The organism is Streptosporangium sp. 'caverna', from assembly GCF_003203775.1.
Taxonomy (GTDB): domain Bacteria; phylum Actinomycetota; class Actinomycetes; order Streptosporangiales; family Streptosporangiaceae; genus Streptosporangium; species Streptosporangium subroseum.
In genome coordinates, this window is record NZ_CP029711.1 from 9,682,129 (window position 1) to 9,707,729 (window position 25,601).

General features: G+C 68.7%; 21 protein-coding genes and 1 tRNA gene. 8 read left to right on the forward strand and 14 right to left on the reverse strand.

Annotation, left to right across the window (positions count from 1 at the left end; translation table 11 throughout):
* Positions 1 to 11: 11 nt before the first annotated feature.
* Genes cysN through DKM19_RS41625 form a run of 4 tightly spaced genes read right to left on the reverse strand, consistent with a single transcriptional unit; the run spans position 12 to position 4,418 of the window.
* Positions 12 to 1,274 carry a sulfate adenylyltransferase subunit CysN gene (gene cysN, locus DKM19_RS41610; RefSeq protein ID WP_110703776.1) on the reverse strand — a complete coding sequence of 421 codons (1,263 nt, stop codon included), beginning with the start codon at positions 1,272 to 1,274 and terminating at the stop codon, positions 12 to 14.
* Complete coding sequence (gene cysD, locus DKM19_RS41615; RefSeq protein WP_110703778.1) at positions 1,274 to 2,188, reverse strand: sulfate adenylyltransferase subunit CysD; 915 nt, start codon at positions 2,186 to 2,188, stop codon at positions 1,274 to 1,276. The genes cysN and cysD overlap by 1 nt, the downstream gene beginning before the upstream one ends.
* Before the next feature lie 20 nt (positions 2,189 to 2,208).
* Positions 2,209 to 2,976, reverse strand: coding sequence for a 3'(2'),5'-bisphosphate nucleotidase CysQ (locus tag DKM19_RS41620; RefSeq protein ID WP_110703780.1), 768 nt, complete (start codon positions 2,974 to 2,976; stop codon positions 2,209 to 2,211).
* Positions 2,976 to 4,418: a sugar transferase gene (locus DKM19_RS41625; protein WP_239513881.1), complete on the reverse strand. Its 1,443-nt coding sequence runs from the start codon at positions 4,416 to 4,418 to the stop codon at positions 2,976 to 2,978. Before DKM19_RS41625 ends, DKM19_RS41620 begins: the two co-directional genes overlap by 1 nt.
* 96 nt (positions 4,419 to 4,514) lie before the next feature.
* Here DKM19_RS41625 and DKM19_RS41630 point away from each other — a divergent pair, with 96 nt between their 5' ends.
* Positions 4,515 to 5,060 (forward strand): 3'-5' exoribonuclease domain-containing protein, encoded by a 546-nt coding sequence (locus DKM19_RS41630; RefSeq protein WP_239513882.1) that lies wholly within the window; start codon positions 4,515 to 4,517, stop codon positions 5,058 to 5,060.
* Positions 5,061 to 5,261: 201 nt separating this feature from the next.
* Here the strand turns inward: DKM19_RS41630 and pth are convergent, their stop codons facing one another.
* The 5 genes from pth to DKM19_RS41655 form a co-directional block, all read right to left on the reverse strand.
* Entirely contained in the window at positions 5,262 to 5,867 is a 606-nt protein-coding gene (gene pth / locus DKM19_RS41635) for an aminoacyl-tRNA hydrolase (RefSeq protein ID WP_110703786.1), read from the reverse strand.
* Positions 5,868 to 5,948: 81 nt separating this feature from the next.
* On the reverse strand, positions 5,949 to 6,545 hold the full coding sequence (locus DKM19_RS41640) for a 50S ribosomal protein L25/general stress protein Ctc (RefSeq protein ID WP_110703788.1): 597 nt from the start codon (positions 6,543 to 6,545) through the stop codon (positions 5,949 to 5,951).
* A 362-nt stretch (positions 6,546 to 6,907) separates the two neighbouring features.
* Positions 6,908 to 7,885: a ribose-phosphate diphosphokinase gene (locus DKM19_RS41645; RefSeq protein WP_089213078.1), complete on the reverse strand. Its 978-nt coding sequence runs from the start codon at positions 7,883 to 7,885 to the stop codon at positions 6,908 to 6,910.
* Positions 7,886 to 7,952: 67 nt separating this feature from the next.
* Positions 7,953 to 9,404 carry a bifunctional UDP-N-acetylglucosamine diphosphorylase/glucosamine-1-phosphate N-acetyltransferase GlmU gene (glmU, locus tag DKM19_RS41650; RefSeq protein ID WP_110703790.1) on the reverse strand — a complete coding sequence of 484 codons (1,452 nt, stop codon included), beginning with the start codon at positions 9,402 to 9,404 and terminating at the stop codon, positions 7,953 to 7,955.
* A gap of 164 nt (positions 9,405 to 9,568) precedes the next feature.
* Positions 9,569 to 9,643, reverse strand: a tRNA-Gln gene (locus DKM19_RS41655).
* Between the two features lie 325 nt (positions 9,644 to 9,968).
* Here DKM19_RS41655 and DKM19_RS41660 point away from each other — a divergent pair.
* The 4 genes from DKM19_RS41660 (at position 9,969) to DKM19_RS41675 (ending at position 15,156) form a co-directional block, all read left to right on the forward strand.
* Positions 9,969 to 10,922, forward strand: coding sequence for a fatty acid desaturase (locus DKM19_RS41660; RefSeq protein WP_110703792.1), 954 nt, complete (start codon positions 9,969 to 9,971; stop codon positions 10,920 to 10,922).
* A gap of 259 nt (positions 10,923 to 11,181) precedes the next feature.
* Positions 11,182 to 12,159 (forward strand): TetR family transcriptional regulator, encoded by a 978-nt coding sequence (locus tag DKM19_RS41665; protein WP_110703794.1) that lies wholly within the window; start codon positions 11,182 to 11,184, stop codon positions 12,157 to 12,159.
* Between the two features lie 62 nt (positions 12,160 to 12,221).
* Entirely contained in the window at positions 12,222 to 14,285 is a 2,064-nt protein-coding gene (locus tag DKM19_RS41670; protein WP_089213074.1) for an RNA degradosome polyphosphate kinase, read from the forward strand.
* Complete coding sequence (locus tag DKM19_RS41675; protein WP_110703796.1) at positions 14,278 to 15,156, forward strand: NUDIX hydrolase; 879 nt, start codon at positions 14,278 to 14,280, stop codon at positions 15,154 to 15,156. The genes DKM19_RS41670 and DKM19_RS41675 overlap by 8 nt, the downstream gene beginning before the upstream one ends.
* Before the next feature lie 58 nt (positions 15,157 to 15,214).
* On the opposite strand, the gene DKM19_RS41680 is transcribed toward DKM19_RS41675, so the two are convergent.
* Positions 15,215 to 16,693 (reverse strand): CYTH and CHAD domain-containing protein, encoded by a 1,479-nt coding sequence (locus tag DKM19_RS41680; RefSeq protein ID WP_110703798.1) that lies wholly within the window; start codon positions 16,691 to 16,693, stop codon positions 15,215 to 15,217.
* 165 nt (positions 16,694 to 16,858) lie between these two features.
* Entirely contained in the window at positions 16,859 to 17,611 is a 753-nt protein-coding gene (locus tag DKM19_RS41685) for a trans-aconitate 2-methyltransferase (RefSeq protein ID WP_110703800.1), read from the reverse strand.
* A gap of 68 nt (positions 17,612 to 17,679) precedes the next feature.
* On the opposite strand from DKM19_RS41685, the gene DKM19_RS41690 reads away from it, so the two are divergent.
* Positions 17,680 to 18,222 (forward strand): MarR family winged helix-turn-helix transcriptional regulator, encoded by a 543-nt coding sequence (locus DKM19_RS41690; protein WP_110703802.1) that lies wholly within the window; start codon positions 17,680 to 17,682, stop codon positions 18,220 to 18,222.
* 33 nt (positions 18,223 to 18,255) lie between these two features.
* Here DKM19_RS41690 and DKM19_RS41695 read toward each other — a convergent pair whose 3' ends face one another.
* From DKM19_RS41695 to rsmA, 3 genes are all read right to left on the reverse strand, one after another.
* Positions 18,256 to 20,076, reverse strand: coding sequence for an ABC-F family ATP-binding cassette domain-containing protein (locus DKM19_RS41695; RefSeq protein ID WP_110703805.1), 1,821 nt, complete (start codon positions 20,074 to 20,076; stop codon positions 18,256 to 18,258).
* A gap of 26 nt (positions 20,077 to 20,102) precedes the next feature.
* Positions 20,103 to 21,005: a 4-(cytidine 5'-diphospho)-2-C-methyl-D-erythritol kinase gene (locus DKM19_RS41700; protein WP_110703807.1), complete on the reverse strand. Its 903-nt coding sequence runs from the start codon at positions 21,003 to 21,005 to the stop codon at positions 20,103 to 20,105.
* Positions 21,006 to 21,095: 90 nt separating this feature from the next.
* A complete protein-coding gene (gene rsmA, locus DKM19_RS41705) occupies positions 21,096 to 21,959 on the reverse strand; it encodes a 16S rRNA (adenine(1518)-N(6)/adenine(1519)-N(6))-dimethyltransferase RsmA (RefSeq protein ID WP_110703809.1) in 864 nt (287 codons plus the stop codon).
* A gap of 161 nt (positions 21,960 to 22,120) precedes the next feature.
* Here rsmA and DKM19_RS51310 point away from each other — a divergent pair, with 161 nt between their 5' ends.
* Together DKM19_RS51310 and DKM19_RS41715 are read left to right on the forward strand one after the other, a co-directional pair.
* On the forward strand, positions 22,121 to 24,010 hold the full coding sequence (locus tag DKM19_RS51310; protein ID WP_239513883.1) for a serine/threonine-protein kinase: 1,890 nt from the start codon (positions 22,121 to 22,123) through the stop codon (positions 24,008 to 24,010).
* On the forward strand, positions 24,007 to 25,512 hold the full coding sequence (locus DKM19_RS41715) for a hypothetical protein (protein ID WP_110703811.1): 1,506 nt from the start codon (positions 24,007 to 24,009) through the stop codon (positions 25,510 to 25,512). The genes DKM19_RS51310 and DKM19_RS41715 overlap by 4 nt, the downstream gene beginning before the upstream one ends.
* The last annotated feature ends 89 nt before the right edge of the window (positions 25,513 to 25,601 follow it).

The window sequence follows — 25,601 nt, forward strand, 5'->3', positions numbered from 1 at the left end:
CTCGGCCTCGACTACTTCGCCTCGACGATCATCCCTGCGCCCACGGTGTTGTTCGTCGCGTCGTCCACGAGGATGAATCCACCCGTGAGGCGGTTTCTCGCATAGTCGTCCACGAACAGCGGCTGGGTGACACGGAGCGAGACGCGCCCGATCTCGTTCAGGCCAAGCGACTGGGCTGATTCGTCCCTGTGCAGGGTGTTGACGTCCAGCCGGTAGTGCAGGTCCCGGACCACCGCGCGGGCCGTACGGGTGGTGTGCTTGATGGTCAGCTTGGTGCGCGGGCCCAGCTTGGCCACGTCGGCCATCCAGCAGACCATCGCCTCAAGCTCCTGGGCGACGTGCGGCTGGTTGTTCGGACGGCAGATCATGTCGCCGCGCGAGATGTCGATGTCGTCTTCCAGCCTGAGGGTCACCGACATCGGCGCGAACGCCTCGTCCACCGGCCCGTCGAAGGTGTCGATCGAGGCGATGCGCGTGGTCAGGCCCGAGGGCAGGTGCATGACCTCGTCGCCCGGCTTCAGCACGCCACCGGCGACCTGGCCCGCGTAGCCGCGGTAGTCGTGAAAGGCCGGGTCGGTGGCCCGCTGCGGGCGGATGACGTACTGGACGGGGAAGCGCACGTCGACCAGATTGCGGTCGGAGGCGATGTGCACGTGCTCCAGGTGGTGCAGCAGGGAGGAGCCGTTGTACCAGGGCATGTTCTCCGAGCGGGACACCACGTTGTCGCCGTGCAGCGCCGAGATCGGGATGAACGTCAGGTCGGGCGCGTTCAGCTTGGAGGCGAAGGAGGAGAACTCCTCACGGATCTCCTCGAACCGCTCCTGCGAGTAGTCGACCAGGTCCATCTTGTTGACGGCCAGGACCAGGTGCGGCACCCGCAGCAGCGTGGTCAGGAACGCGTGCCGCCGTGACTGCTCCAGCACGCCCTTGCGCGCGTCGATCAGGACGATCGCCAGGTCGGCGGTGGAGGCGCCGGTGACCATGTTCCGGGTGTACTGGATGTGCCCGGGAGTGTCGGCGATGATGAACTTGCGCTTGGGCGTCGCGAAGTAACGGTAGGCCACGTCGATCGTGATGCCCTGCTCCCGCTCGGCTCGCAGGCCGTCGGTGAGCAGCGACAGGTCGGTGTATTCGTTACCGCGGTCGCGAGAGGTGCGCTCGACCGCCTCAAGCTGATCCTCGAAGATCGCCTTGGAGTCGAAGAGCAGCCGGCCGATCAGGGTCGACTTTCCGTCGTCGACGCTTCCCGCCGTGGCAAAGCGAAGGATGTCCATCAGAAGTAGCCTTCCCTCTTACGGTCTTCCATGGAGGCCTCGGAGGCGCGGTCGTCGGCGCGGGTGGCGCCACGCTCGGTGATGCGGGTGGCGGCGATCTCGTCGATGATCTCCTCGACCGTCGCCGCGGCCGACTGCACCGCGCCGGTGCAGGTCACGTCGCCGACCGTGCGGTAGCGGACCACCATGTCGAAGAGCTGCTCGTCCTCGTCTCGGATGATGAACTCGCTGTCGGCCAGCAACATGCCGTCGCGCTCGAACACCTTGCGGGTGTGCGCGTAGTAGATCGAGGGGATCTCGATGCCCTCGCGCCGGATGTAGTCCCAGATGTCGAGCTCGGTCCAGTTGGACAGCGGGAACACCCGGATGTGCTCACCCTTGCGGATCTTGGCGTTGTAGAGATTCCACAGCTCGGGACGCTGGCTCTTCGGATCCCACTGGCCGAACTCGTCGCGGAAGGAGAACACCCGCTCCTTGGCGCGGGCCTTCTCCTCGTCGCGGCGGGCGCCGCCGAACACCGCGTCGTACTCGTTGTCCTCGATCGCGTCCAGCAGCGTGGTGGTCTGCAGCCGGTTGCGTGACGCCCTGCGTCCGGTCTCCTCCACCACTCGTCCGGCGTCGATGGAGTCCTGGACGCTGGCCACGATCAGGCGCGCGCCGAGCTCCTCCGACCGGCGGTCGCGGAACTCGATGACCTCCGAGAAGTTGTGCCCGGTGTCCACGTGCATCAGCGGGAAGGGGATCGGCGCGGGCCAGAACGCCTTCTCCGCGATACGGAGCATGACGATGGAATCTTTACCACCGGAGAAGAGAAGACAGGGACGCTCGAATTCGGCCGCCACCTCACGCATGATGTGGATGGCCTCTGCCTCGAGGACGTCGAGCTGCGACGTTGTGTAGTCGCACTGGAGCATCAGACTCTCCTAGCGGGGATTTATCGGTGCAGATCCCGGATTCCAGCGAGCAACGTTGGCGCTAGTCCCGGTAGGGATACAAGAATATCCGGCAGTGAGGGGTCACCTTGGTTGTAGACCAGGGGCGAGCCGTCGATGCGGCTCGCATGGGCCCCACAGACGAGGGCCACGGCCACGGGCGCGGCGGAGTCCCATTCGTACTGACCACCGGCGTGCACATAGGCCTCGACCTCCCCGGTGAGCACCGCGGAGATCTTGGCTCCCGCCGATCCGATGGGCACCAGGTCGGCGCCGACGAGGTCGGCCAGCTTCTGGACGAACTCCGGCGGGCGGGTCCGGCTGACCGCGATCCGCGGCCTGGCCTCCGGCCCGAGCTCCGGCAGCATGGGTGGTTCGAGGGTGGACAGCGTCCGGCCCTGCGCGGGCAGAGCCACCGCTCCGGCGGTCAGCGTGCCACGCTCCCAGAGCGCCACGTGGACCGCCCAGTCCTTGCGACCCTCCTCGGCGAACTCACGGGTGCCATCCAGCGGGTCGACGATCCACACCCGCTCGGCCCTGAGGCGGCGAGGGTCGAGACGCTCCTCGCTGGTCGCCTCCTCGGACAGCACACTGTCACCCGGCCGTAACCGTGTCAGGGCCTCCATCAGAAACAGGTGCGCCGCGGCGTCGCCTTCCTTGCGGAGCGCGGAGGGATCGTCGAACCCCTCCCCCTGGCGCAGGGCCAGCAGTTTCTCGCCGGCCGCCGTCGCCAGTTCCCTGGCGAGGGCGTGATCGTCTCCAATTGCCATCAGTATGCTCCAGCCCCTCGCGCGACAGCTGACCAAGTCTTCCATAGAATCTGCAGGTCCAGCGTGAGGGACCAACTCTCCACGTAACGCAGGTCCAGCCGTACCGATTCCTCCCAGGACAGATCGGATCTTCCGCTCACCTGCCATAAACCGGTCATCCCGGGCTTGACCAACAGCCTGCGCCTGACATCGTCGCCATATCGTGCGACCTCCTCGGGCAGCGGCGGCCTGGGGCCCACCAGCGACATGTGACCGAGCATCACGTTGAGCAGCTGGGGCAGCTCGTCCAGGGAGCGGCGGCGCAGCCAGGCGCCCAGCGGGGTCACGCGGGGATCATTTCGGATCTTGAAGAGCACGCCACGCTCATCGCTGGAGAGGTCGATCTTCTGACGCTCGGCGTCGGCGCCCATCGTCCGGAACTTGTAGATGGTGAACTCGGCGCCGTCCCGGCCCACCCGCGTCTGCCGGAAGAAGGCAGGCCCGGGACTCGACGTCCGGATGGCCGCCGTCACACCGGCGAAGAGCGGCAACAGCACCAGCAGGAGCAGCCCCGCCCCGATCCGGTCGAAAAGGCTCTTGACCAGCCGGCGCAGGCCCGAGATCTCTGGATGGTCCACGTGCAGCAGCGACAGTCCAGCGGCCGGGCGGATGCTGATCCGCGGCCCGGCCACCTCCATCAGCGCCGGAGCCACGACCAGGTCGGTGCCGGTCTTCTCCAGACGCCAGGCCAGCCGCCGCAGTGCCACCCCGTCCATCTCCGGGCAGGCGAGCACGGCCACGGTGTCCGCCTCGATCTGTCCGACCACGAGAGGAACGTCGGAGAAGTCTCCCAGGACCGGGACGCCCTCCACGTCGCCCATGCCGTCGTGCGGCAGGCAGGCCCCGACGACCTCCATGCCGTGATAGCGCTCCAGGCGGAACCGGCGCACCAGCTCGGCGATCGTCGTCCGGTGACCCACCGCCAGGACCCGCCGCATGCACCTGCCGTGCGCCCGCATCCGGTGCAGGGAGCGGCGCAGGCCGTATCGCGTGAGGAGGGTCAGCAGCGTTGCCAGCGGGATCGCCAGCACCACGTAGCCGCGGGCCACCTCGGTCCTGGTCATGTAGGCGCCGACGGCGAGGGCCGCGGTGAGCATGAACCCGCACTGGAAGATCCGCTGGAACTCCTCGGAGCCCAGGCCGATCAGGCGGGGCTCGTAGGCGCGGTTCAGCGCGACCAGGCAGACCCAGACGATGGGGAGCGCCACGCTCAGCACGACGTACGGGATGACGTAGGGAGTAACCTCGCCGAAGCGGACGAACAGCGCGACGGCTCCGGCCAGAGAGGCGGAGCCGATATCGCCGACGACAGCCCGCCGCCTGTGCCTTCGCACCCACTTCGGCATGCGCCGCAGAGGCGCCCCCGATCTCGGCGCAGCCTGGACGACGGTTACGTCACGCATGCGCTCCCCCTGCGTAACCATTTACGAACGGACAGTCACCGAATGTTAGCGGCGACAGGAGAGGCCCGAGGGTTGAAAACCGAAACGTATATCTCTGTGGATATTGAAGCCGATGGCCCCATTCCCGGCCCATATTCGATGGTCAGCTTCGGCATGACCGTGGCCGGGCGGATGACCGGAAAGATCTTCGAACCGGTCGACGCGGAGGCTCACACCCTCTACGCCGAGCTGAAGCCCATCAGTGACGACCACGTTCCCGAGTCGCTCGCCGTCAGCGGGCTGGACCGGGAGGCACTGATCCGCGAAGGCCTGGATCCTGCCGAGGCCATGCGGACCGCCGCCACGTGGATCAGCGAGGTGTGCGGGAACAGCACACCCGTGCTGGCGGCCTATCCGCTCTCCTACGACTGGATGTGGATCTACTGGTACTTCATGCGCTTCGCCGGCGCCTCGCCGTTCGGGCATTCACGCTGCATCGACATCAAGACGCTCTACGCCGTCAAGGCGGGAGTGCCGATCGGCTGGGCCACCAAGCGGCAGATGCCCAAGCATCTGCGTTCTCGCCGGCCGCACACCCACAACGCGCTTGACGACGCGATCGAGCAGGCCGAGTTGCTGCAGAACCTGATGGCCCTCGACTGAGCGCGGCGCGGACGGGCGGATCACCCGTGACAGGCCGGACGCGGCGGTGACCGGTGGGCCGCCCGGGACAGGCAGAACGGCGACGGTGACCGGGGGACCGCTCCCCGGACCGGGCACCGCGGTGATCGGCGGACCGCCCAGATGGACGGGACAAGCAGAACGCGACGGTGACCGGCCGTGCGCCGCCTGGGCACCGCGGGACTACCTCGGTGGTCCGGAGACGTTCAGGTCACCCGCGTGGAAGGCGTTCTGGGTCGGCTCAAGGCCCACCTTGATCAGCGACTCCACCACGTCGGCGGCGCGGTCGACCAGGAACGGCAGATCCTTGCGCTCGACGGTGGCGAAGTCCTTCAGGACGTAGGCCGCGGTGTCCATCCGGCCGGGCGGGCGTCCGATACCGAACCGCACCCGCAGATAGTCCTTCGTCGCCAGGGACTTGGTGATCGACCTCAGCCCGTTGTGACCGTTGTCACCGCCGCCCAGCTTGACCCTGAGCGCGCCGTACGGGATGTCCAGCTCGTCGTGAACCGCGATCACGCAGGCCGGATCGATCTTGTAGAAGTCGGTCAGGGCCTTGACCGGCCCGCCCGAGAGGTTCATGAAGGACAGCGGCTTGGCCAGCACCGCGGAGACCCCCGCCAGGCGGCCCTCCAGCACCTCGGCCCGCGACTTGTGCGTCTTGAACCGCCCGCCGGCCCGTGCGGCGAGCTCGTCCAGCACCATGAACCCCGCGTTGTGCCGGTTCGCAGCGTATTCCGGCCCGGGATTTCCCAGGCCAACGACCAACCAGCGGTCCACGGTCGGCATCCCTTCATATACGCGTCAGGGCAGCCCGGTCTCGGACTGCCCTGACAGATGTAGCAGAAAAACCACTTCGTAGCGGAAGAGCTACTCGGCGGACCCGTTGGCCGGCTCCGCGGCGGCCTCGGCGGCCTCGGGCTCCGGCTCACCGGTCGGGGCGCCGGTGACGTGCAGGACCAGGGTGTCCGGGTCGGCGATCAGGGTGGTGCCCTCGGGCAGCTTCAGGTCGCCGGCGGTGACCTGGGTGCCGACCTCCATGCCCTCGACGTTGACTTCGACGCCGGTGGGGATGTGGGTGGCCTCGGACTCGACCGAGATGGAGACCAGCTGCTGGTCGAGGATGCCGTCGGCCACCTCGCCCACGACGGTGACGGGGATGTCGATGGTGACCTTCTCGCCACTCTTGACCAGAAGAAGGTCGACGTGCTCCAGGAAGCCCCTGATCGGGTCACGCTGAACACCCTTGGGCAGCGCCAGCTCGGTCGACGCGCCCTGAAGGCGGATCAACACGTTCGGCGTGCGCAGTGCGAGCAGGAGCTCGTGCCCAGGGAGGGTCATGTGCTGCGGGTCGGTACCGTGCCCGTAGAGGACGACGGGCACCTTGCTCTCGCGACGAACCTTGCGGGCGGCGCCCTTGCCGAACTCAGTGCGCGGCTCAGCGTTGATGACAACTTCGTTGGACACGGTAGATCTCCTAGGGATCTTCGAAAATTGAAAGGTGCGCTCCCCCTCACCCGCCCTAGCGGAAGGCGTTACGAACGCACGCAATCTCACTACCCTACAGCGCTCGCTGCCGGGCTACGCCCGATGGCTGTTACATGGCGCCGCTGCGCATCGCGATTCGGACGCTCCTACCCGGCGAGCTTCCCTCGTCACACGTCCGCTCCGCACTGCGCTGATGGCGACGCTGCGCGCCGCGGTTCGGACGCTCTTACCCGGCGAGCTTCCCTCGTCACACGTCCGCTCCGCTCCCGCGCTCCTCAGTCCAGGTCACCGGCGCGCCCTCACAGCGCTCCTCAGTCCAGATCAGCGGCGCGCCCTGGGGGTCAGCTGTCGCCTTCGAACAGACTCGTCACCGAACCGTCGCTGAACACCTCGGTGATCGCGCGGGCGATCAGCGGGGCGATCGACAGGACGGTGAGTTTGTCGAACCTGTTCTCCTCGGCGATCGGCAGCGTGTTGGTGACGATCACTTCGGAGATCTTGGAGTTCTTCAGCCGGTCCACCGCGGGGGTGGAGAACACCGCATGCGTGGCGGCCACGACCACGTTGGTCGCACCCTGCTCGTACAGCGCGTCGGCCGCCTTGCAGATCGTGCCCGCGGTGTCGATCATGTCGTCGATCAGCACGCAGGTGCGGCCCTGCACCTTGCCGACGACCTCGCTCACCTTCACCTGGTTGGCCACCTCGAGGTCGCGGCGCTTGTGGATGAAGGCCAGCGGGGTGCCCAGCGTGTCGGCCCAGCGCTCCGACAGCCGCACCCGGCCGGTGTCGGGCGAGACGACGGTGGTCGTCTCCAGATCGAGCTTGTCCTTGAGGTAGTTGACCAGGACCGGCATGGCGAACAGGTGGTCCACCGGGCCGTCGAAGAAGCCCTGGATCTGGGAGGTGTGCAGGTCGATCGACATCAGCCGGTCGGCGCCCGCGGTCTTGAGCAGGTCTGCCATCAACCGGGCGGTGATGGGCTCGCGGCCCCTGCTCTTCTTGTCCTGGCGGGCGTAGCCGTAGAACGGCATGATCACGGTGATCCGCTTGGCGGAGGCGCGCTTGAGCGCGTCCACCATGATCAGCTGCTCCATGATCCACTGGTTGATGGGCCCGGTGTGGCTCTGGATGACAAACGCGTCACAGCCCCGGACCGACTCCGGGTAGCGGGCGTAGATCTCGCCGTTGGCGAAGTCACGCAGTGTGGTGGGGGTGGTGTCGACCCCGAGGTGGTCGGCCACCTCCTCGGCCAGCTCCGGGTACGCCCGCCCGGAGAAGAACATCAGCTTCTTCTCACCTGGCTGCTTGATGCCACTCATGCCGTCCTCCCCATCTGACGGCTTGTCCTTGCCTTCGCGATGCCGTTGTGCCCCATGGCCCGCTCACTCACGTCTTGCTCCCCTGCTCATTCCCGGCTTCGGCTGCCCGCAGTGCCGCCTGGGCCGATTTGGTGCCCGCACGCTTGCGTGCGACCCACCCTTCAATGTTGCGCTGCCGCCCGCGGGCCACCCCGATGGCCCCCGGAGGGACATCGCTGTCGATGACCGAACCCGCGGCGGTGTAAGCGCCGTCACCGATGTTCACCGGCGCGACGAGCATGGTGTCGCATCCGACGAAGGCGTGCTCGCCCACCGTCGAGTGGTGCTTGTTCACCCCGTCATAGTTGACGAAGATCGACGAGGCCCCGATGTTGGCCCCCGCACCAATCGTGGCGTCGCCCACGTAGGTGAGATGGGGCACCTTGGCTCCCTCGCCCACCTGGGCGTTCTTCATCTCGACGTAGGTGCCCGCCTTGGCCTTGCGTGCGAGCACGGTGCCCGGCCGCAGGTAGGCGTACGGTCCGACCAGGGCCTCGGGACCGATCTCGGCCTCGACGCAGACGGCGTTGCGGACCAGGGCCCCCTCGCCGACGACCGTGTCCGTCAGCGTGGTGGCCGGTCCGATCTCCGCGCCCTCCGCGACGGTCGTACGGCCGTGCAGCTGGGTGCCCGGATGGATCACCACATCCTGCTCCAGGGTCACGTCGACGTCCACCCACGTGCTCGCGGGGTCGATCACCGTGACTCCGGCCCGCATGTGGGCCTCCAGCAGCCGGGAGTTGAGCACCTTCTGGGCGAAGGCGAGCTGCACGCGGTCGTTGACGCCCTCCACCTCGACGTAGTCGGCCGCGACGTGCGCGCCGACCCGGTGGCCGTCCTGCCTCAGGATCGACAGGACATCGGTGAGGTATTCCTCGCCCTGGACGTTGGAGGTGGACACCCGCTTGACCGCGTCGGCCAGGAGGAACCCGTCGAAGGCGTAGACGCCGGAGTTCATCTCCTTGATCGCCCGCTGCTCCGGGCCGGCGTCCTTCTCCTCGACGATCTCCAGCACCGCTCCGCCGGCGTCACGGACGATCCGGCCGTAGCCGTACGGGTCGGGGACCTCGGCGGTCAGCACGGTGACGGCGTTGCCGTCCTCACCGTGCCGTTCCAGGAGTGCGGCGAGGGTCTCGGCGCGCAGGAGCGGCGTGTCGCCGTAGGTCACCAGGACCGTGCCACCGATGGTGCCGACCGATTCCAGGACAGTCCGTACGGCGTGACCGGTCCCCTTCTGCTCGGACTGGACGACGGTCTGCGCGTCGGGACTGGTCTGCGCCAGATGCGCCTGGACCCGATCCCGCGCGTGGCCGACGACAACGATAAGCCGCTCGGGTTCGAGACCTCGAGCGGCGGTGAGCATGTGGTCGACCAGGGTACGGCCGGACACCTCATGCAGGATCTTGGGTGTTCTCGACTTCATCCGGGTGCCCTCACCTGCGGCAAGGACGATGACGGCGGCCGGGCGCGGCACACTCACGGACGAGGCTCCCTCGGCGTCGCGGCTGAGACATGACAGAGCATGACGACGTACGGCTACCGCCAGGGCACCGCACTGTCACCTGCTCGACAACGTGAGGATACCTTCCCCTCCGGGAAGGCACCCAGCCGACCAGCCGCACCAAATAAAGCGGACAGCAAGGATGGCTCCGGCACCAGGACTCGAACCTGGACAACAAGGACCAAAACCTTGCGGGCTGCCAATTACCCAATGCCGGATCGGCCGTACGAAGCAGACTATGTCCGCGCGCTCGGCACCCCCCTACGATACCGAGCCCAAGCTGTCGAACGCGCCTCGTTTTGGGTCCTCCCCGGCCACGGGGTCGGCAGGCCCGGCGAGGAGCCCGGCGCGGGCGGTGCGGGATCCACCGTTTAGCAGGTCAGGCTAGTGGTAGACCAGAGATGAACCCACCGCGGATGACTCTTCGATAGTCATTTTCCCCACATTAAATGTCCAGGGACTCCTAACTTACGATTGCGTAGGTTACGTTGGCGTAGCCAGACAAAAGTCCATCCCCCTCTTTCCGAGCCTTCGAGGTAGCGCATGACCGCCATCGCAGAAAGCCCTGCTCCAGGCCCGACACCGGGGCCCAAGCCGGATGCCGATCCCGAGCAGAAGACCCTGCCCGAGCTCATCGTTTTCGGGGTGATCGTGGCCGCGCCGCTGCTCGCCCTGATCGCGGCCGTTCCGCTCGCCTGGGGATGGGGACTTGGCTGGTCCGACATTGTGATCGCCAGCGTGTTCTACGTGGTCACCGGGCTGGGGGTCACCGTCGGCCTGCACCGCCACTTCACGCACGGGTCGTTCAAGGTCAAACGCCCGTTGAAGATCGTGCTGGGCATCGCGGGCAGCCTCTCCATGGAGATGTCGGTGCTGGACTGGGTGGCCACCCACCGCAAGCACCACAAGTTCTCCGACAAGGACGGCGACCCGCACTCGCCGTGGCGCTTCGGACCCGGTTTCGTCGCCGTGGCCAAGGGCCTGCTCTGGGCCCACATGGGCTGGCTGTTCGAGACCGACCGGGCCAACCGCGAGAAGTACGCGCCCGACCTGGTCAAGGACCCGGACATCATCAAGCTGCACAAGCTCTTCCCCGTGCTGGCGATCACCACGCTGGTGCTTCCCGCCCTACTCGGCGGCCTGCTGACCTGGTCGTGGTGGGGCATGGCGACCGGCTTCTTCTGGGGCACCCTGGTCCGGATCGGCCTGCTGCACCACGTGACCTGGTCGATCAACTCCATCTGCCACGTCTTCGGTGTGGAGGCCTTCGAGTCTCGTGACAAGTCGCGCAACGTGTGGTGGCTGGCCATCCCATCGTTCGGCGAGTCCTGGCACAACCTGCACCACTCCGACCCGACCTGCGCCCGGCACGGCGCGCTCAAGGGTCAGATCGACCTCAGCGCGGGCGTGATCCGCTGGTTCGAGAAGGCGGGCTGGGCCTACGACGTCCGCTGGCCGACGCCCGAACGACTGGCCGCGAAGCGCATCGCCGCCTGACGGCTCGCGAAGCGCATCACCACCCGACGGTTCCAGGGCCGCCCGGAGCGGCGGCCCCAGCTGACGACCCCGCCTGACGACAGGGCGACCCGACATATCCAGACTTGCATACCTATCAGGAGCCGGCGTAACAACGATGCCTTCCGACCTTGCGACGACGATCAACCCAACTGTCGCGATTGAAGCGGTCCGTGGCATAGGTCCCGCTTCCCAGCCAGGGGGCACCATTATTAGAACCGTGAGCGAACCTCGACGACGAATGTCAGGCAAGGAACGCCGGGAACAGCTGATCCAGATCAGCCGGACCCTGTTTGCGGAGAAGGGGTTCGACGGCACGTCGGTCGAGGAGATCGCGGCGACCGCCAACGTCTCCAAACCGGTGGTCTACGAGCACTTCGGTGGCAAGGAAGGGGTATACGCGGTCGTCGTCGACCGGGAGATGCAGAAACTGCTCAGCATGGTGACCGAGGCTCTGTCGGCCTCGCACTCCCTGATCAAGCTGGAACGGGCCGCCCTGGCACTGCTGGCCTACGTGGAGGAGAACAGCGAGGGTTTCCGGATCCTGGTCCGCGACTCGCACGCCGCCTCGGGGACCGGCACGTTCGCCAGCCTGATCAATGACATCGCCAGTCAGGTCGAAGACGTCATGGTCAACGAGTTCATCGAACGCGACTACGACCCGAAGCTGGCTCCGATGTACGCGCAGATGCTGGTCGGCATGGTCGCGCTGACCGGTCAGTGGTGGCTGGACGTGCGCAAGCCCCCTCGCGAGGAGGTGGCCGCCCACCTGGTCAACCTGGCCTGGAACGGTCTCACCGGGCTGGACCCGCGACCTCGCCTGACCGCCTCCTCCAGGGGCCTGGAGCAGCGGCGGACGCCGCTGCCGCCGCGCCCCACCGACAAGGAGCTGCGGGAGATGGAGAAGGCCCGCGAGCGGGACCTGCGGGAGCAGGAGAAGCTCCGCGAGCGCGAGCAGCGCGAGGCCGAGAAGCTCGCACGGGAGCAGGAGAAGCTACGGCTCCGCGAGCAGCGCGAGCTGGAGAAGGCACGGGAGCGGGAGTTCCGCGAGCAGGAGCGGCTGTTCAGGGACCAGGAGAAGGCCCGCGAGCGGGAGCTCAGGGAGCAGGAGAAGATCCGGGTTCGGGAGGCGAAAGCCGCCGAGAAGGAGGCCGCCAGACAGGCCGAGTCGGCCGAGCGCCTCGGCATGGAGCAGGAAAAACTTGAGCCAACCGAGTAAGCAACAGCGGTCGTTGAGCCGAAATTAACGTTCCATTTGATTAAATCGGGCATTCTGGTCATATGTCCGCTGAACCCGCTCACCCCACCCTCGAAGGGTTGCCCCTTCCGCAAGAACGTTTTCTCAACCGCGAGGAGAGCTGGCTCCAGTTCAACCAGCGGGTTCTGGAGATGGCGGAGGATCCATCCCTCCCCCTGCTCGAACGGGTCAGGTTTCTGGCGATCTTCGCCAGCAACCTGGACGAGTTCTTCCGCGTGCGCGTGGCAGGACTGAAGCGGCGGATGGCCACCGGCCTGCTGCTACGGACGAAAAGCGGGCTCAAACCCCGCGAGGAGCTGGCCAGGATCGCCGCGATCGCCGACGACCTCGCGCAGCGGCACTCGACCTGCTTCCAGGAGCGGGTGCTCCCGCAACTGGCCGCCGAGGACATCGAGATCGTGCGCTGGGACGACCTGGGCCGTGAAGAGCGCAGCGAGATGCGCAAGCTGTTCCGGGAGAGAGTCCGGCCGGTGCTGACCCCGCTGGCCGTCGATCCCGCCCACCCGTTTCCGTATATTTCTGGCTTGTCGCTCAACCTTGCCGTTACCGTCCGCAATCCCTCCAGCGGTCACACCGTGTTCGCCCGGGTGAAGGTGCCGAGCCAGCTGCCCCGCTTCGTCGCGGCGTCCAAGGCCCGCTTCGTCCCGCTGGAAGATGTGATCGCCGCCCACCTCGGCCAGCTCTTCAAGGGCATGGAGATCGTCGAGCACCACGTCTTCCGGGTGACCCGCAACGAGGACCTGGACGTGGACGAGGACGTCACCGAGAACCTCATGCAGGCGCTGGAGCGCGAACTGCTCAAGCGCCGCTTCGGCCCGCCCGTCCGGTTGGAGGTCGAGGACACCATCACGCCCGAGGTGCTCGACCTTCTCGTGGAGGAGCTGGGGGTGGCCGATCACGAGATCTACAGGCTGCCCGGCCCGCTGGACCTGACCGGGCTGCACGCGATCGCCGACCTGGAACGGGGCGAGCTGAGCTTCCGTCCCTTCGTTCCCGCCGAGGTCGTCCACGTCGACGACGACATCTTCGCCGTGCTCCGCGAGCGGGACGTGCTTCTGCACCACCCGTACGACTCGTTCTCCACAAGCGTTCAGCGCTTCATCGAGCAGGCCGCCGCCGACCCGAACGTGCTGGCCATCAAGCAGACGCTCTACCGGACCAGCGGCGACTCTCCGATCGTGGACGCACTGGTCGACGCGGCCGAGGCGGGCAAGCAGGTCGTCGTGGTCGTGGAGATCAAAGCCCGTTTCGACGAGCACGCCAACATCACCTGGGCCCGCAAGCTGGAGCGGGCCGGCTGCCACGTGGTCTACGGCGTCGTCGGGCTGAAGACCCACTGCAAGCTGGCCCTCGTCGTACGGCAGGAGCCCTCCGGCGAGCTGCGCAGCTACTGCCACATCGGCACGGGGAACTACAACCCCAAGACCGCCAGGCACTACGAGGACCTGGGACTGCTCACCGCCGACCGGCTGGTCGGCGAGGACGTCACGGACCTGTTCATCCACCTGACCGGCTACTCCAACCACTCCGCCTACCGGCGGCTGCTGGTCGCGCCGCACTCCCTGCGCGGCGGGCTGCTGGCCAGGATCGAGCGGGAGATCTCCCACCAGGAGGCGGGCCGCCCCGCCAGGATCAGGATGAAGACGAACTCCCTGGTGGACGAGCCGATCATCGACGCGCTCTACCGGGCCTCGCAGGCGGGCGTCCCGGTGGACCTGTGGGTGCGCGGGGTGTGCACCCTGCGGCCGGGTGTCCCGGGGCTGTCGGAGAACATCCGGGTCAGAAGCGTGCTGGGCCGGTTCCTCGAGCACTCGCGCATCTACGAGTTCGGACACGGCCGCAGGCCGGAGATCTGGATCGGCAGCGGCGACGTGATGCGTCGTAACCTGGAACGGAGAGTGGAGGCGCTGGTCAAGGTCGCCAGCCAGCAGCAGCGGGTCTACCTCAGCGAGCTTCTCGACCGGGGGATGTCGGACGACACCCTGACCTGGTGGCTGAACTCCGACGGGACCTGGACCCGGCACCGCGGCGAGGACCTGCAGACCCACCTGATCAGTACCCGGCGGTGGAGGACGATCGATGACTGAGCCGGAGGCACATCCGACAGACCTGATCCGTGCCGCCGGGGCGGTGGTGTGGCGCGGTACGGAGAGCTCGCCGGAGGTCGCACTCGTCCACCGGCCCCGGTATGACGACTGGTCCTTTCCCAAGGGGAAGGTGAAACCCGGCGAGCACATCATCGCCGCGGCGCTGCGCGAGGTGACCGAGGAGACGGGGATCACCGTCGAGCTCGGCCGCTCCCTGCCGTCGATCCACTACCGGAAGGGCAAGCGTCTCAAACGCGTCGACTACTGGGTGGCCCGGATGATCTCCGAGGACCGTCACCTCGACGTCGACGAGGTGGACGAGATGGTCTGGCTGCCGGTGGAGGAGGCCGGGCGGCGGCTCAGCTACGCGCCGGACGCCGGAGTGCTCCGCGCGTTCGCCTCGGCGCCGCCGGCGACCACCCCGCTCATCCTCGTACGGCACGCCCTGGCCGGGGCGCGCAAGAACTGGAGCGGTGACGACGACGAACGGCCGCTCGACGACAGGGGCGATACGCAGGCCAAGGTGCTCGCCGAGGTGCTGTCCGGCTACCGCCCCGCGACGCTGGTCAGCTCGCCCAGCAAACGATGCGTGCAGACCCTGGAACCGTACGCCGAGCGGGCGGGCCTGGAAATCGGCCTTGAGCCCTCGCTGTCGGAGAGCCGGTACGACCCCCAGACCTCCCTGCGCCTGGTCACGGAGGCCGTGGCCTCCGAACGGCCCACGGCGTTCTGCAGCCACGGCAAGGTCCTGCCCGACCTGATCTCAAGGATCACCGACCGGGCGGGGGACGCGCGGCTGCGCAAGGGCGAGTTCATGGTGCTGCACTACGCCGACGGCCAGATCGTCGGCGTGGACCGCTACACCACCTGACACCGGTGGGCATCCGGCACCGGTGTCAGGTGGACACCCGGCGCCGGCGCTCTCCGGGTCACAGAAGCTCCGCGACCGCGGCCGTGGTCTCGACCCAGACCTCGGGGAACTCCTCGTGGGCGCGCTGGGCCGCGGCCCGTTCCACGCCGGTCAGCACGCCGTAGGTGAAGGTGTCCTCCCCGGCCAGCCGCGCGGTCTCCGCCTCGGCCATCAGCCGCTCCTGCGCGACGATGCCGTCCCGGTAGGTGCCCAGCACCTCCTGTACGGCCTCCGCCCGCTTGGCCAGCTTCTTCTTCCCGAGCGTTTCCGCGGTGTAGCGGGCCCGCTTGGCCGCCTTGCGCACCTCGTGCATCGCGAGCTCGTGCTCGACGGGCTCCTCGATGACCTGGGCGGCCTCGTAGGCCTTGACGACCCGGCGCCAGCTCTTGGCGGCGACGGCGTCCAGGGCGTCGGCGGGCTTCTTGGCGGCCTTGGTCAGCACCGGGGTGCCGACCAGGTCGTCGAGGGCGTCGAGCAGGGCGAAGTAGCGTTCGCCGCCGAGCGCCTCCCTGATCCGGTCGTAGGCCTCGTGCTCCTCGTCCAGCAGGTCGGAGCTGAGGCGGGCCCTGATCGGGCCCACGAGCAGCCCCTGGTCCAGGCTGTCGAGCCTGTGGGCGAACCGCTCCCGGATGACCTCCAGGTCACGTGCCTCACCGAGGACCTCGCCCAGCCACTTGAGCTCGTCCTGGACGTTCTCGGTCCCCTCGATGACCGTCTTGAACGACTTCAGCACGCTGCGGAGCCGCCGGCAGGCGACGCGCATCTGATGCACGGCGTCCTCCTCCGCCCCGCGGACCCGGGGATCCTGCGCGAGCAGCGCGGAGACCTGGGAGGAGATGTAGTCGACGACGACCTCGCCCGCGGAGCCCTTCTGGGTCTCCGCGTGCTGCTGCTCGGGGACGGGCCCCGCGGCGTTCAGCAGGCGCGCGAGCTTGCTGGCCGAGTCGGCGGGGCTGGCACCGGCCTTGATCAGCTGCTTGCCGATCTTCTTGAGCAGCTTCTCCTCACCCTCGATCAGCTCCGCCTCGACCTCGCGCCACCGCTCGACGTGCTTCTCGTCGTTGAACACGGTGCCCTTGACCCGGTCGTCCGCGATCTCCACCAGCCGCACGCCCGCCGCGTTGACCAGCGTGGTGACGGTGCGGCGGGTGTCGAGCTCGGCGATCGGCGCGAGGGGGGTCCCCCGCGTGTAGGCGAGCACGAGGTCGACCAGCTCGGGGGGGACGATCTTGGCGCTCCGGGTCAGCGGACGGGCGATCTCCTGCCGGACGCCCTTGGCCTTGGGCAGCTTGAGGTGCCAGCCGGGATCGGTGCCGCCTCTACGCCGGCGCAGGGTGATGCCCCGCGCGGCGAGCCGCAGATCAGGGGTGTCGAAGTAGAGCGCCACGAGCTGGTGGGTCTTGGGACCCACGATCTCCGTGCCGCTGGGAAGATTCGCCGGTTCCGGGACCTCGTAGTCCAGCGGAACGTCGAACTTGTCTTCGATCTCTATCGCCACAGGTCATCCCCTGATTTGCATACATATCACTGCCTACTCGCAGTATTTATTGATGCCCGGTTATTCGTCCAGAAACCCCACTCAATTACCTTCGAGATCATCAACATGACAGGGCACCCATCCGGCGGCGGATCATGCCCTGCCCCCGCCGGGCCGGGCCGGCGGTCACTTCTGAGCGACCACGAAGATCCGGCGGAAAGGGAAGATCGTGCCGTACGGCCTGCGGGGATAGGCCTCCCGCAGCGGCGCGGCGAGGTCGGCGAGGAAGGCGTCCGCCTCGTCGGGCTCCAGCCGGTCGAGCATGGGACGCAGGGCGGTGCCGGTGATCCATCTGAGCACCGCGTCCTCCCCCGGGAGCACGTGGAGATAGGTGGTCTCCCACGCGTCCACCCGGCAGCCCAGGCCGGCGAACAGGCCGAGGTAGCCGGCCGGGCCGTCGACCGGATCCTCCCTGACCAGGTCGCCCAGCCGGTCGCGCCAGGTGGTGCGGCACAGCTCACGGGTCAGCACGTGGCTGGGAGCGTCGAAGGTGCCCGGGACCTGGAAGGCGAGCCAGCCTCCCGGCGCGAGCGCGTCCACCCAGCGCGGCAGCAGTTCGCGATGCTCGGGCACCCACTGCAGGACCGCGTTGGACACGATCACGTCCACCGGGTGCTCCGGCCGCCATCGGGTGACGTCGTCGACGGAGAAGCTCAGCCGACCGCCCCCGGGAGCCTTCTCGATCATCGCGGGCGAGGAGTCGAACCCGTGGACGTCGGCGTCCGGCCAGCGACCGGCCAGTGTGGCGGTGAGCTCGCCGGTGCCGCATCCCGCGTCGATCACATGGGCGGGTCTCTCTGCGGCTATCCTGGCGACAAGATCGAAGAAGGGCCGCGAGCGCTCGTCGGCGTAGCGGTTGTAGATTTCGGGATCCCACATATCTCTTGACATCAAGATGATTGATATCCGGCCAAGTATCTCGATGTCAAGACAGATACACTCGCGACATGACCCCGCCCCACGTGGACCACGACGCCGAGCGCTCGGAAGACGAGGTCGACCGGCTGGTCGCCGCCTGGCGCCAGGAGCGTCCCGATCTGGACGTAGAGCCGCTCCAGGTGCTCAGCCGAGTCTCCCGGCTCGCCCGCCACCTCGACCGCGCCCGCCGCGCCTCCTTCGCCGAACACGGCCTGGAGACCTGGGAGTTCGACGTGCTCACAGCCCTGCGCCGGGCCGGCGAGCCGTATGAGATGAGCCCGGGGGCCCTGCTCCGCGCGACCCTGGTGACGTCCGGGACGATGACCAACCGGATCGACCGTCTCACCGCGGCCGGTCTGGTCAGGCGCCGTCCCGACACCGAGGACCGGCGAGGGGTCCTGGTCTCCCTGACCGAGGCCGGGCGGGCGCGGGTCGACAGCGCCTTCGCCGACCTGCTGCGCCGCGAGCACGAGTTGCTGGCGAACCTCGGAAAACATGAACAGCAGGCCCTTTCGGGCCTGCTGCGCACGTTACTTGTCCCTTTTGACGCCACCGACACAGGAGCGCGCTGAGCTCTCTGCCCTGCCGGGAGAAGCTAAACCCCTTTACTCACCCAGGCGGTCGGCCAGCTCCAGCCACGCGCCCTCGATCGTGTCCTTCTCCACGAGGATCTCCTTGAGCTCGGCGTCGAGGGAGGCCAGACGGCCGTAGTCGGCGGCGGCATCGGCCATGGAGGCATGGAGCTTGGCCTGGCGACCGTCCAGCTTGCTGAGCTGGCGCTCCAGGCGGGAGAGCTCCTTGCGGAGCTCGCGCTCGTCCTTCGCGGACAGACCGGAGTCGGCCGCCTGGGGAGCCGTCGCCGCGGCCGAGGTCGCGGAGGCCGTACCGGACGTCGCGCCGGAGGCCGCGCGCGCGGACAGCGCCGCGCCCGAGGAGCGCCGCGCCAGGTATTCGTCCACGCCGCCGGGGAGCATCGACAGCTTGCCGTCACCGAGCAGGGCGACGGTCTTGTCGGAGACCCGCTCCAGGAAGTAGCGGTCGTGGCTGACCAGGATCAGCGTGCCCGGCCAGCCGTCGAGGAGGTCCTCCAGCTCGTTGAGCGTCTCGATGTCGAGGTCGTTGGTCGGCTCGTCGAGCAGCAGCACGTTGGGGTCGTCCATCAGCAGGCGGAGCAGCTGGAGGCGGCGCCGCTCGCCGCCGGACAGGTCTCCGACGACCTTCCACTGGGCGTCGCCCTTGAAGCCGAGGCGCTCCAGCAGCTGGGAGGCGGTCCACTCCTTCTTGCCGACCTGGATGAACTTGCGGACCTCCTCGACGGTCTCCAGCACCCGGCGCGTGGGGTCGAGCTCGCTCAGCTCCTGTGACAGGTGTGCCAGGCGGACCGTCTTGCCACGCACGACCTTGCCCGAGTCGGGCGTGACCGTGTCGGCGAGCAGGCGGAGCAGCGAGGACTTGCCGGAGCCGTTCACGCCGATCAGGCCGACCCGGTCACCCGGGCCGAACTGCCAGGTGGAGTGGTCGAGGACCAGAGGACCCTCGCCGGGACCGCCGGCGTGCAGGGTGACGTCCTCGAGGTCGTAGACCGTCCGGCCCAGCCTGGCGGCGGCGAACTTGACCAGCTCGACGCTCTCCCGGGCGGGAGGCTCGTCCGCGATCAGCGCCTGGGCGGCGTCGATGCGGAACTTGGGCTTGGAGGTGCGCGCGGGCGGGCCCCGGCGGAGCCAGGCGATCTCCTTGCGCATGAGGTTCTGGCGGCGGGCCTCGGTGGAGGCCGCGACCCGGGCGCGCTCGGCCTTGGCCAGCACGTACGCGGCGTATCCGCCCTCGTAGCGCTCGACCGAGCCGTCCACGACCTCCCAGGTCCTGGTGGACACCGCGTCCAGGAACCACCGGTCGTGGGTGACGACCACCAGCGCCGTCCTGCGGCCCGACAGGTGCCTGGCCAGCCAGTCGATGGCCTCGATGTCGAGATGGTTGGTGGGCTCGTCCAGAATGATCAGGTCGTGCTCGTCGATGAGCAGCTTGGCCAGGGCCGTACGGCGCCGCTCACCACCCGACAGGCTTCCGGCGAGCGCGGCCAGGTCGATGTCGCCGAGCAGGCTGGCGAGGATCTCGCGGATGCCCGCGTCGCCCGCCCATTCGTGCTCGGACCTGCCGCCGAGGACGATGTCCTGCACAGACCGCGCCGGGTCGAGGTCGTCGCCCTGCGACAGCGACCCCACCTGGAGTCCTCGGCTGTGCGTGACCCGCCCGCCGTTGTTGGGCTTGAGGTCACCGGCGATCACTGAGATAAGGGTTGTCTTGCCGCCGCCGTTGCGGCCGACCACGCCGATGCGATCGCCCGTCTCGATGCCGAGAGAGACGTCGCCGAGCAGGGGCTTGGGACCGTAGGAGTGGGAGACCGACTCAAGATTGACCAGATTCATCGCTCTGCAAGCGTATCCGGTCCGGCCTACACCACCGTCGGGCCGGGAACGGGACCGTAGGCGGTGATGAGGTCGCGAGCCACCCCGGCGCTCTTGAGGGAGGCGGCCAGCTCTCCGGCGTGGGCCTCGGACTCGGCGAGGAAGGCGCAGGTGGGGCCGGAGCCGGAGACCAGGGAGCCGAGGGCGCCCTGCTCGCGGCCGGCGTCCAGCGTGCGGGCCAGGGAGCGGCGGAGCATCACGGCGGCGGGCTGAAGGTCGTTGGTCAGCTCGGCGCCGAGCGCCCTGGCGTCCCCGTCGCGCAGTGCGGCCAGGAGGGACTCTCCGGCCCGGGGCCAGGCGACCTTCTCTCCCATCGCCTCGCGCATGCGGTCGCACTCGGCGTAGACCGTGGCCGTGGACAGGCCGCCGTCGGCCAGCGCGAACACCCAGTGGAACGTCCCCGCGACCTCCAGCGGAGTGAGCCGCTCGCCCCTGCCGGTGCCGACGGCCGTGCCGCCGAGCAGCGCGAACGGGACGTCGCTGCCGAGATCGGCGGCGATCTCCAGCAGGTCGTCCATCGGCAGGCCGAGGCCCCACAGCTCGTTGCAGGCGACCAGCGCGGCGGCGGCGTCGGCGCTGCCGCCCGCCATGCCGCCCGCCACCGGGATCGACTTGCGGATGATCAGGTTCACGCCGTAGGAACGGCCCGCGTGCCTGGCCAGCGCGAGGGCGGCCTGGATGGCGAGGTTGTCGTCGTCCTCGGGCACCTGGTCGGCGGACTCGCCCTCGACCCGGACGCTCATCCCGGTCTCCGCGGTGGCCGTGACCTCGTCGAAGATGGAGACGGCGTGGAAGACGTTCACCAGATCGTGGTAACCGTCATCGCGCAGCGGCCCGACGGCCAGCTGCAGATTGACCTTGGCGGGCACACGGACGGTCACGGAATTCATGCGGCCCTCATCGGCACTCGCTGACTGGTCACAGTCTCAGATGGTAATGGGATCCGCTTCTTCCTCACGCAAACGCCTCAACAAATCGAACTATCCGCGGTGCTCGGCCTGTCCACGGTGCTCGGCGATCCGCGAGAAATCTTCGACGGTGAGCTGTTCTCCACGCTCGGAGGGGTCGATCCCGGCGGCCCGCAGCGCCTGCTCGGCGGCGGCCGCCGTACCGGCCCAGGAGGCCAGGGCGGCGCGGAGGGTCTTGCGGCGCTGGGCGAAGGCGGCGTCCACGACGGCGAAGACCTCCTCGCGGGTGGCCTTGGTCGAGGGAGGCTCGCGGCGGGTCATCGCGACGAGGCCGGAGTCGACGTTGGGGGCCGGCCAGAAGACCGTACGGCCGACGGGACCGGCCCGGCGGACGTCCGCGTACCAGGCGGCCTTGACCGAGGGGATGCCGTAGATCTTGGAGCCGGGGGCGGCGGCCAGCCGGTCGGCGACCTCGGCCTGGACCATGATCAGGATGCTGCGCAGCGAGGGCAGGGTCTCCAGCATGTGCAGCACCACCGGGACGGACACGTTGTAGGGCAGGTTGGCGACCAGCGCGGTCGGCTTCTCCTGCGGCAGGTCGCCGGGAAGGATGCGCATGGCGTCGCCGAGCACCACGGTGAGGCGGTCGGCGAGCTCCGGAGCGTGCTCGGCGACGGTCAGGGGCAGCTGGGCCGCCAGGACCGGATCGATCTCCACCGCGACCACGCTGCGGGCCTCGGGAAGCAGCGCCAGGGTGAGCGACCCCAGGCCGGGACCCACCTCGATGACCACGTCATCGGGCCTCAGCCCGGCGATCCTCACGATCTTGCGGACGGTTCCTCCGTCAATCACAAAGTTCTGGCCAAGTTTTTTTGTGGGACGAATATCGAGCTTCTCTGCCAAATTACGTATTTCCACAGGACCGAGAAGGCTCATGCTGGTTCCTCAAACGGCTGATCGAATCCGGCACCCGCCGGATTGCTGTTGATATCGACTCGTTCGCCGCGCTCACCCAAGGTTGTACTCCAATGCCATCCGACAAGTTTCCCGCATCGAACCCCCCGCAAGGACGAGCGATGGACATGGGAGGTTCCGTTGTGGATAACGTTGCCATACAGGGGGCCATCGGCCAGGAAAGGAACCCCAGTGAGGCGGACGTGAACCAGCCCGGCGTCGAAGGGCTGCGCCCCAACGATCCCGAGCAGATCGGGAGCTATCGGCTTCTCGGCCGCCTTGGTGAAGGCGGCATGGGAACCGTTTACCTCGCGCTCGCCCCGGCCGGTCGGCCGGTGGCGGTCAAGGTGGTCAAACCGGAGTTCGCGATCGAGGACGGGTTCGCCGCGAGGTTCCACACGGAGGTGGAGAACGCCCGGCGGGTGGCGTCGTTCTGCACCGCCCAGGTGCTCGACAACGGCAACGACGACGACGGCCGACCCTACATGGTCACCGAATACATCGCGGGCACCCCGCTGTCCCGCCAGATCACCGAGCACGGCGCGCTGGAGCCGGGGACGCTGCACGGCGTGGCCCTCGGGGTGGCCGCCGCGCTGGCCGCGATCCACGTCGCCGGACTGGTTCACCGAGACCTCAAGCCCGCCAACGTGATCCTCTCCATGTCCGGGCCCCGAGTGATCGACTTCGGTATAGCCAGGGCGCTGGACTCCACGCACAGCTTCACCCGATCGGGCGAGGTGCTCGGCAGTCCCGGCTGGTGGGCTCCCGAGCAGGTCCGCGGCCTGGAGATCACCACGGCGGCCGACATCTTCGCCTGGGGCTGCATGGTCGCCTACGCGGGTAACGGCCGCCACCCCTACGGCCGGGGCGACATGATGACCATGGCCACCCGGCTGCTCACCATCCCGCCCGACCTGGGCGCGCTGCCCAGCCCGCTCAACGAGCTGGTCCGCCAGGCCACCTCCATGGACTCCTACCAGCGGCCCACCGCCCAGGACCTGCTGATCGCCCTGGTCGGCGGCGCGATCGCCGCGCCGACCATGGCCCCGCCCACCCGGGTGGATCCGCCCACCCTGATCGCCACCGACATGCTCAACGAGTCGTGGCAGCCCCCGGCCAACGTGGAACCGGACTCCACCCAGACCCTCAGCGCCCTGAACCTGGAGCTGCCGCAGGCTCCCCCGGCCGAGGCGTCGACCCCCGCCCCGACCTCGACTCCGACTCCGATTCCGGCCCCGTACCCGTACACGAGCGGGTTCCCGACCGTGCCCCCCGCCTCGCCTTCGACCTCGCCCTCCACCGCGATGCCAGGCCCGGCTGCGACGCCCGCGAGCCCCACCCCGACGCCCGCGCCGGCCCCGCGCCCGACGCCGACGCCCCGCCCGCACCCGGCCCCGACCCAGCCGTCGCCCTCGAGGCCGTCGCCCGGCCAGGCCGAGCCCCTGGTTCCGCTCGCCGCCGGTACGGCCACCGCAGGTAAGGCTCCGCCCTGGCGCTGGTTGTTCGCCGGGCTGGCCGTACTGGCGGCACTGGCGGTCACGGCCTTCGTGCTGATCAACCTCGGAGGCGGTGCGACCAGCGGAAACAGCGTGAGCGGTGGAGGCGGAACGACCGCCGACGGACAGGGACAGCAGGCCGGGGTCCCCACCCCCGTCACCGACGTGAACAAGAGGATCGCGACCGGCTCCTACATCGAGGACCCCCAGTTGATCATCACGCAGGTTCCGCGATGCGACCTGACCGGCTATCAGGGCGCCGTCCCGTCACGCGGCCGGTTCTGCGCGGTCCCGTGGACCCTGATCAACACCGGCGGAAAGCTGGTCCCGCTCAGCCGTACCCCGCTCAGCCTGATGGACGACCGCGGCGCCTCCCATGTGCCCGAGCCGATCTCGAAGGGCCTGCCCGCCACCCTCGCTCCCGGCGGCAGGGCGGACGGCGTCCTCATTTACGATCTTCCTCCGGCGCGTAAGCCGCTGACATTGACCGGCAGCGTGATCGAAGGAGGCAAAGAGATCACGGTGAGGCTCTCATGAGACCTCTGCTCTGGCTGCTGGTCGCGGCCACGCTTCCGATGCTGCTCACCGTCTCCGCCGCCTTCGCCGCTCCCGCGGCGGCCTCCGTGGCCCTCGCCACCACCGGTGTCGTTCCCGCCGCCGCGATGGCCACCGTGACCGCTCTCACCGCCGCCGGGTCCGCACTCGCGATGGCGGCCGGTCCCGCCGACTGCACCGCGGCGAGCGCGAACGACTTCAACGGCGACGGCGTGGACGACACGGTGGTCGGCGACCCGTTCGCGAGCCCCGGCGGGCGCAGCGGCGCCGGGGCCGTGCACGTGCTGTTCGGGCGGGGTGAGAGCGGGGCTGCCGTGACCGCCCCCGAGGTCGAGGCGGGCGACGGCTTCGGGTGGTCGGCGCGGCTGGCCCACCTCGACGCCGACCGCTGCGCGGACCTGCTGATCGGCGCCCCGTACACCGACGTGGCGGGCAGGCAGGACGCCGGCGCGGTCTATGCCGTGTACGGCGGGCCGCAGCAGAGGACGGTCCGCATGGCCGCCCCCGAGCCAGAGGCCGACGCCCACTTCGGCTGGTCCCTGGCGGCGGGCGGGACCCTGGTGGCGGTCGGGGCGCCGCACGAGAACGCCGACGGGGTGGCCGACGCGGGCGCGGTCCATCTCTTCGAGACCGGCGCGCTCGACACGTCCAAAAAGATCTCCCAGGGCAACGGGGGCGTGGCCGGCAACAGCGAGGACGGTGACATGTTCGGCTGGTCCCTGGAGATCGGCCGGCTGAACGGCGACGGCGCCGAGCTCGACCTCGCGGTCGGCGCGCCGTACGAGAACGACGACGGGATAGGACAGCAGGTCGACGCGGGCAAGCTCGACGCGGGATCGATCACCATGATCTTCGACGTGCGCGAGGCCGGGGATACGTACGCGAGCAAGAAGTGGGATTTCAACGAGATCCCCGACCCCGATCCCGACGACCGGTTCGGCGAGGCGGGCGACCGGTTCGGCTACGCGATGTCCTACGCGGAAGAGGGCGACACTCGCTATCTCGCGGTGAGCGCGCCACTCGGCGACGGCGCGTCGGTGAAGGACTCCGGCCTGGTCCAGCTCTTCCAGTCCTCCGGCACCGCCGCGATGGCTCCTTCCGCCACCTTCGACCAAGGCCCGGAAGGCGTCACGGGTGATGGTTACGGCTTCTCGCTGGCCCTCACCGGAGAGGGAGGTGCCCGGATGGCCGTGGGGGTGCCCTTCGACGGGCCGGACCGGCGAGGCGGCGTGCACCTGGTGCCGGTGGGTGACGCGTCGCAGGCTCGGATGATCAATCAGAGCGAGCCCGGCGACCACTTCGGCTGGTCGGTGGCGTTCAGCGGTAACCGGCTGGTGATCGGCGCGCCCGACCGGGGTGCCGCGGGGACCGTCTTGCTGCTGGGCCGTAACGACGCCGAGGGCATACCGCTCTCACCGGGAGCCGGGAAGGTGCCCGCCCTCGACGGCGGCGTCTCGGCCGACTTCGGCGCGGCGGTGAGCTGAGCCGGAGGGGCGCCGAACGGCAGGGCGCAGAGCCGAGCAGGTTGGGCACCGAGCGGGCGGCGCACCAAGCAGGCCGGGCGCCGAACCGA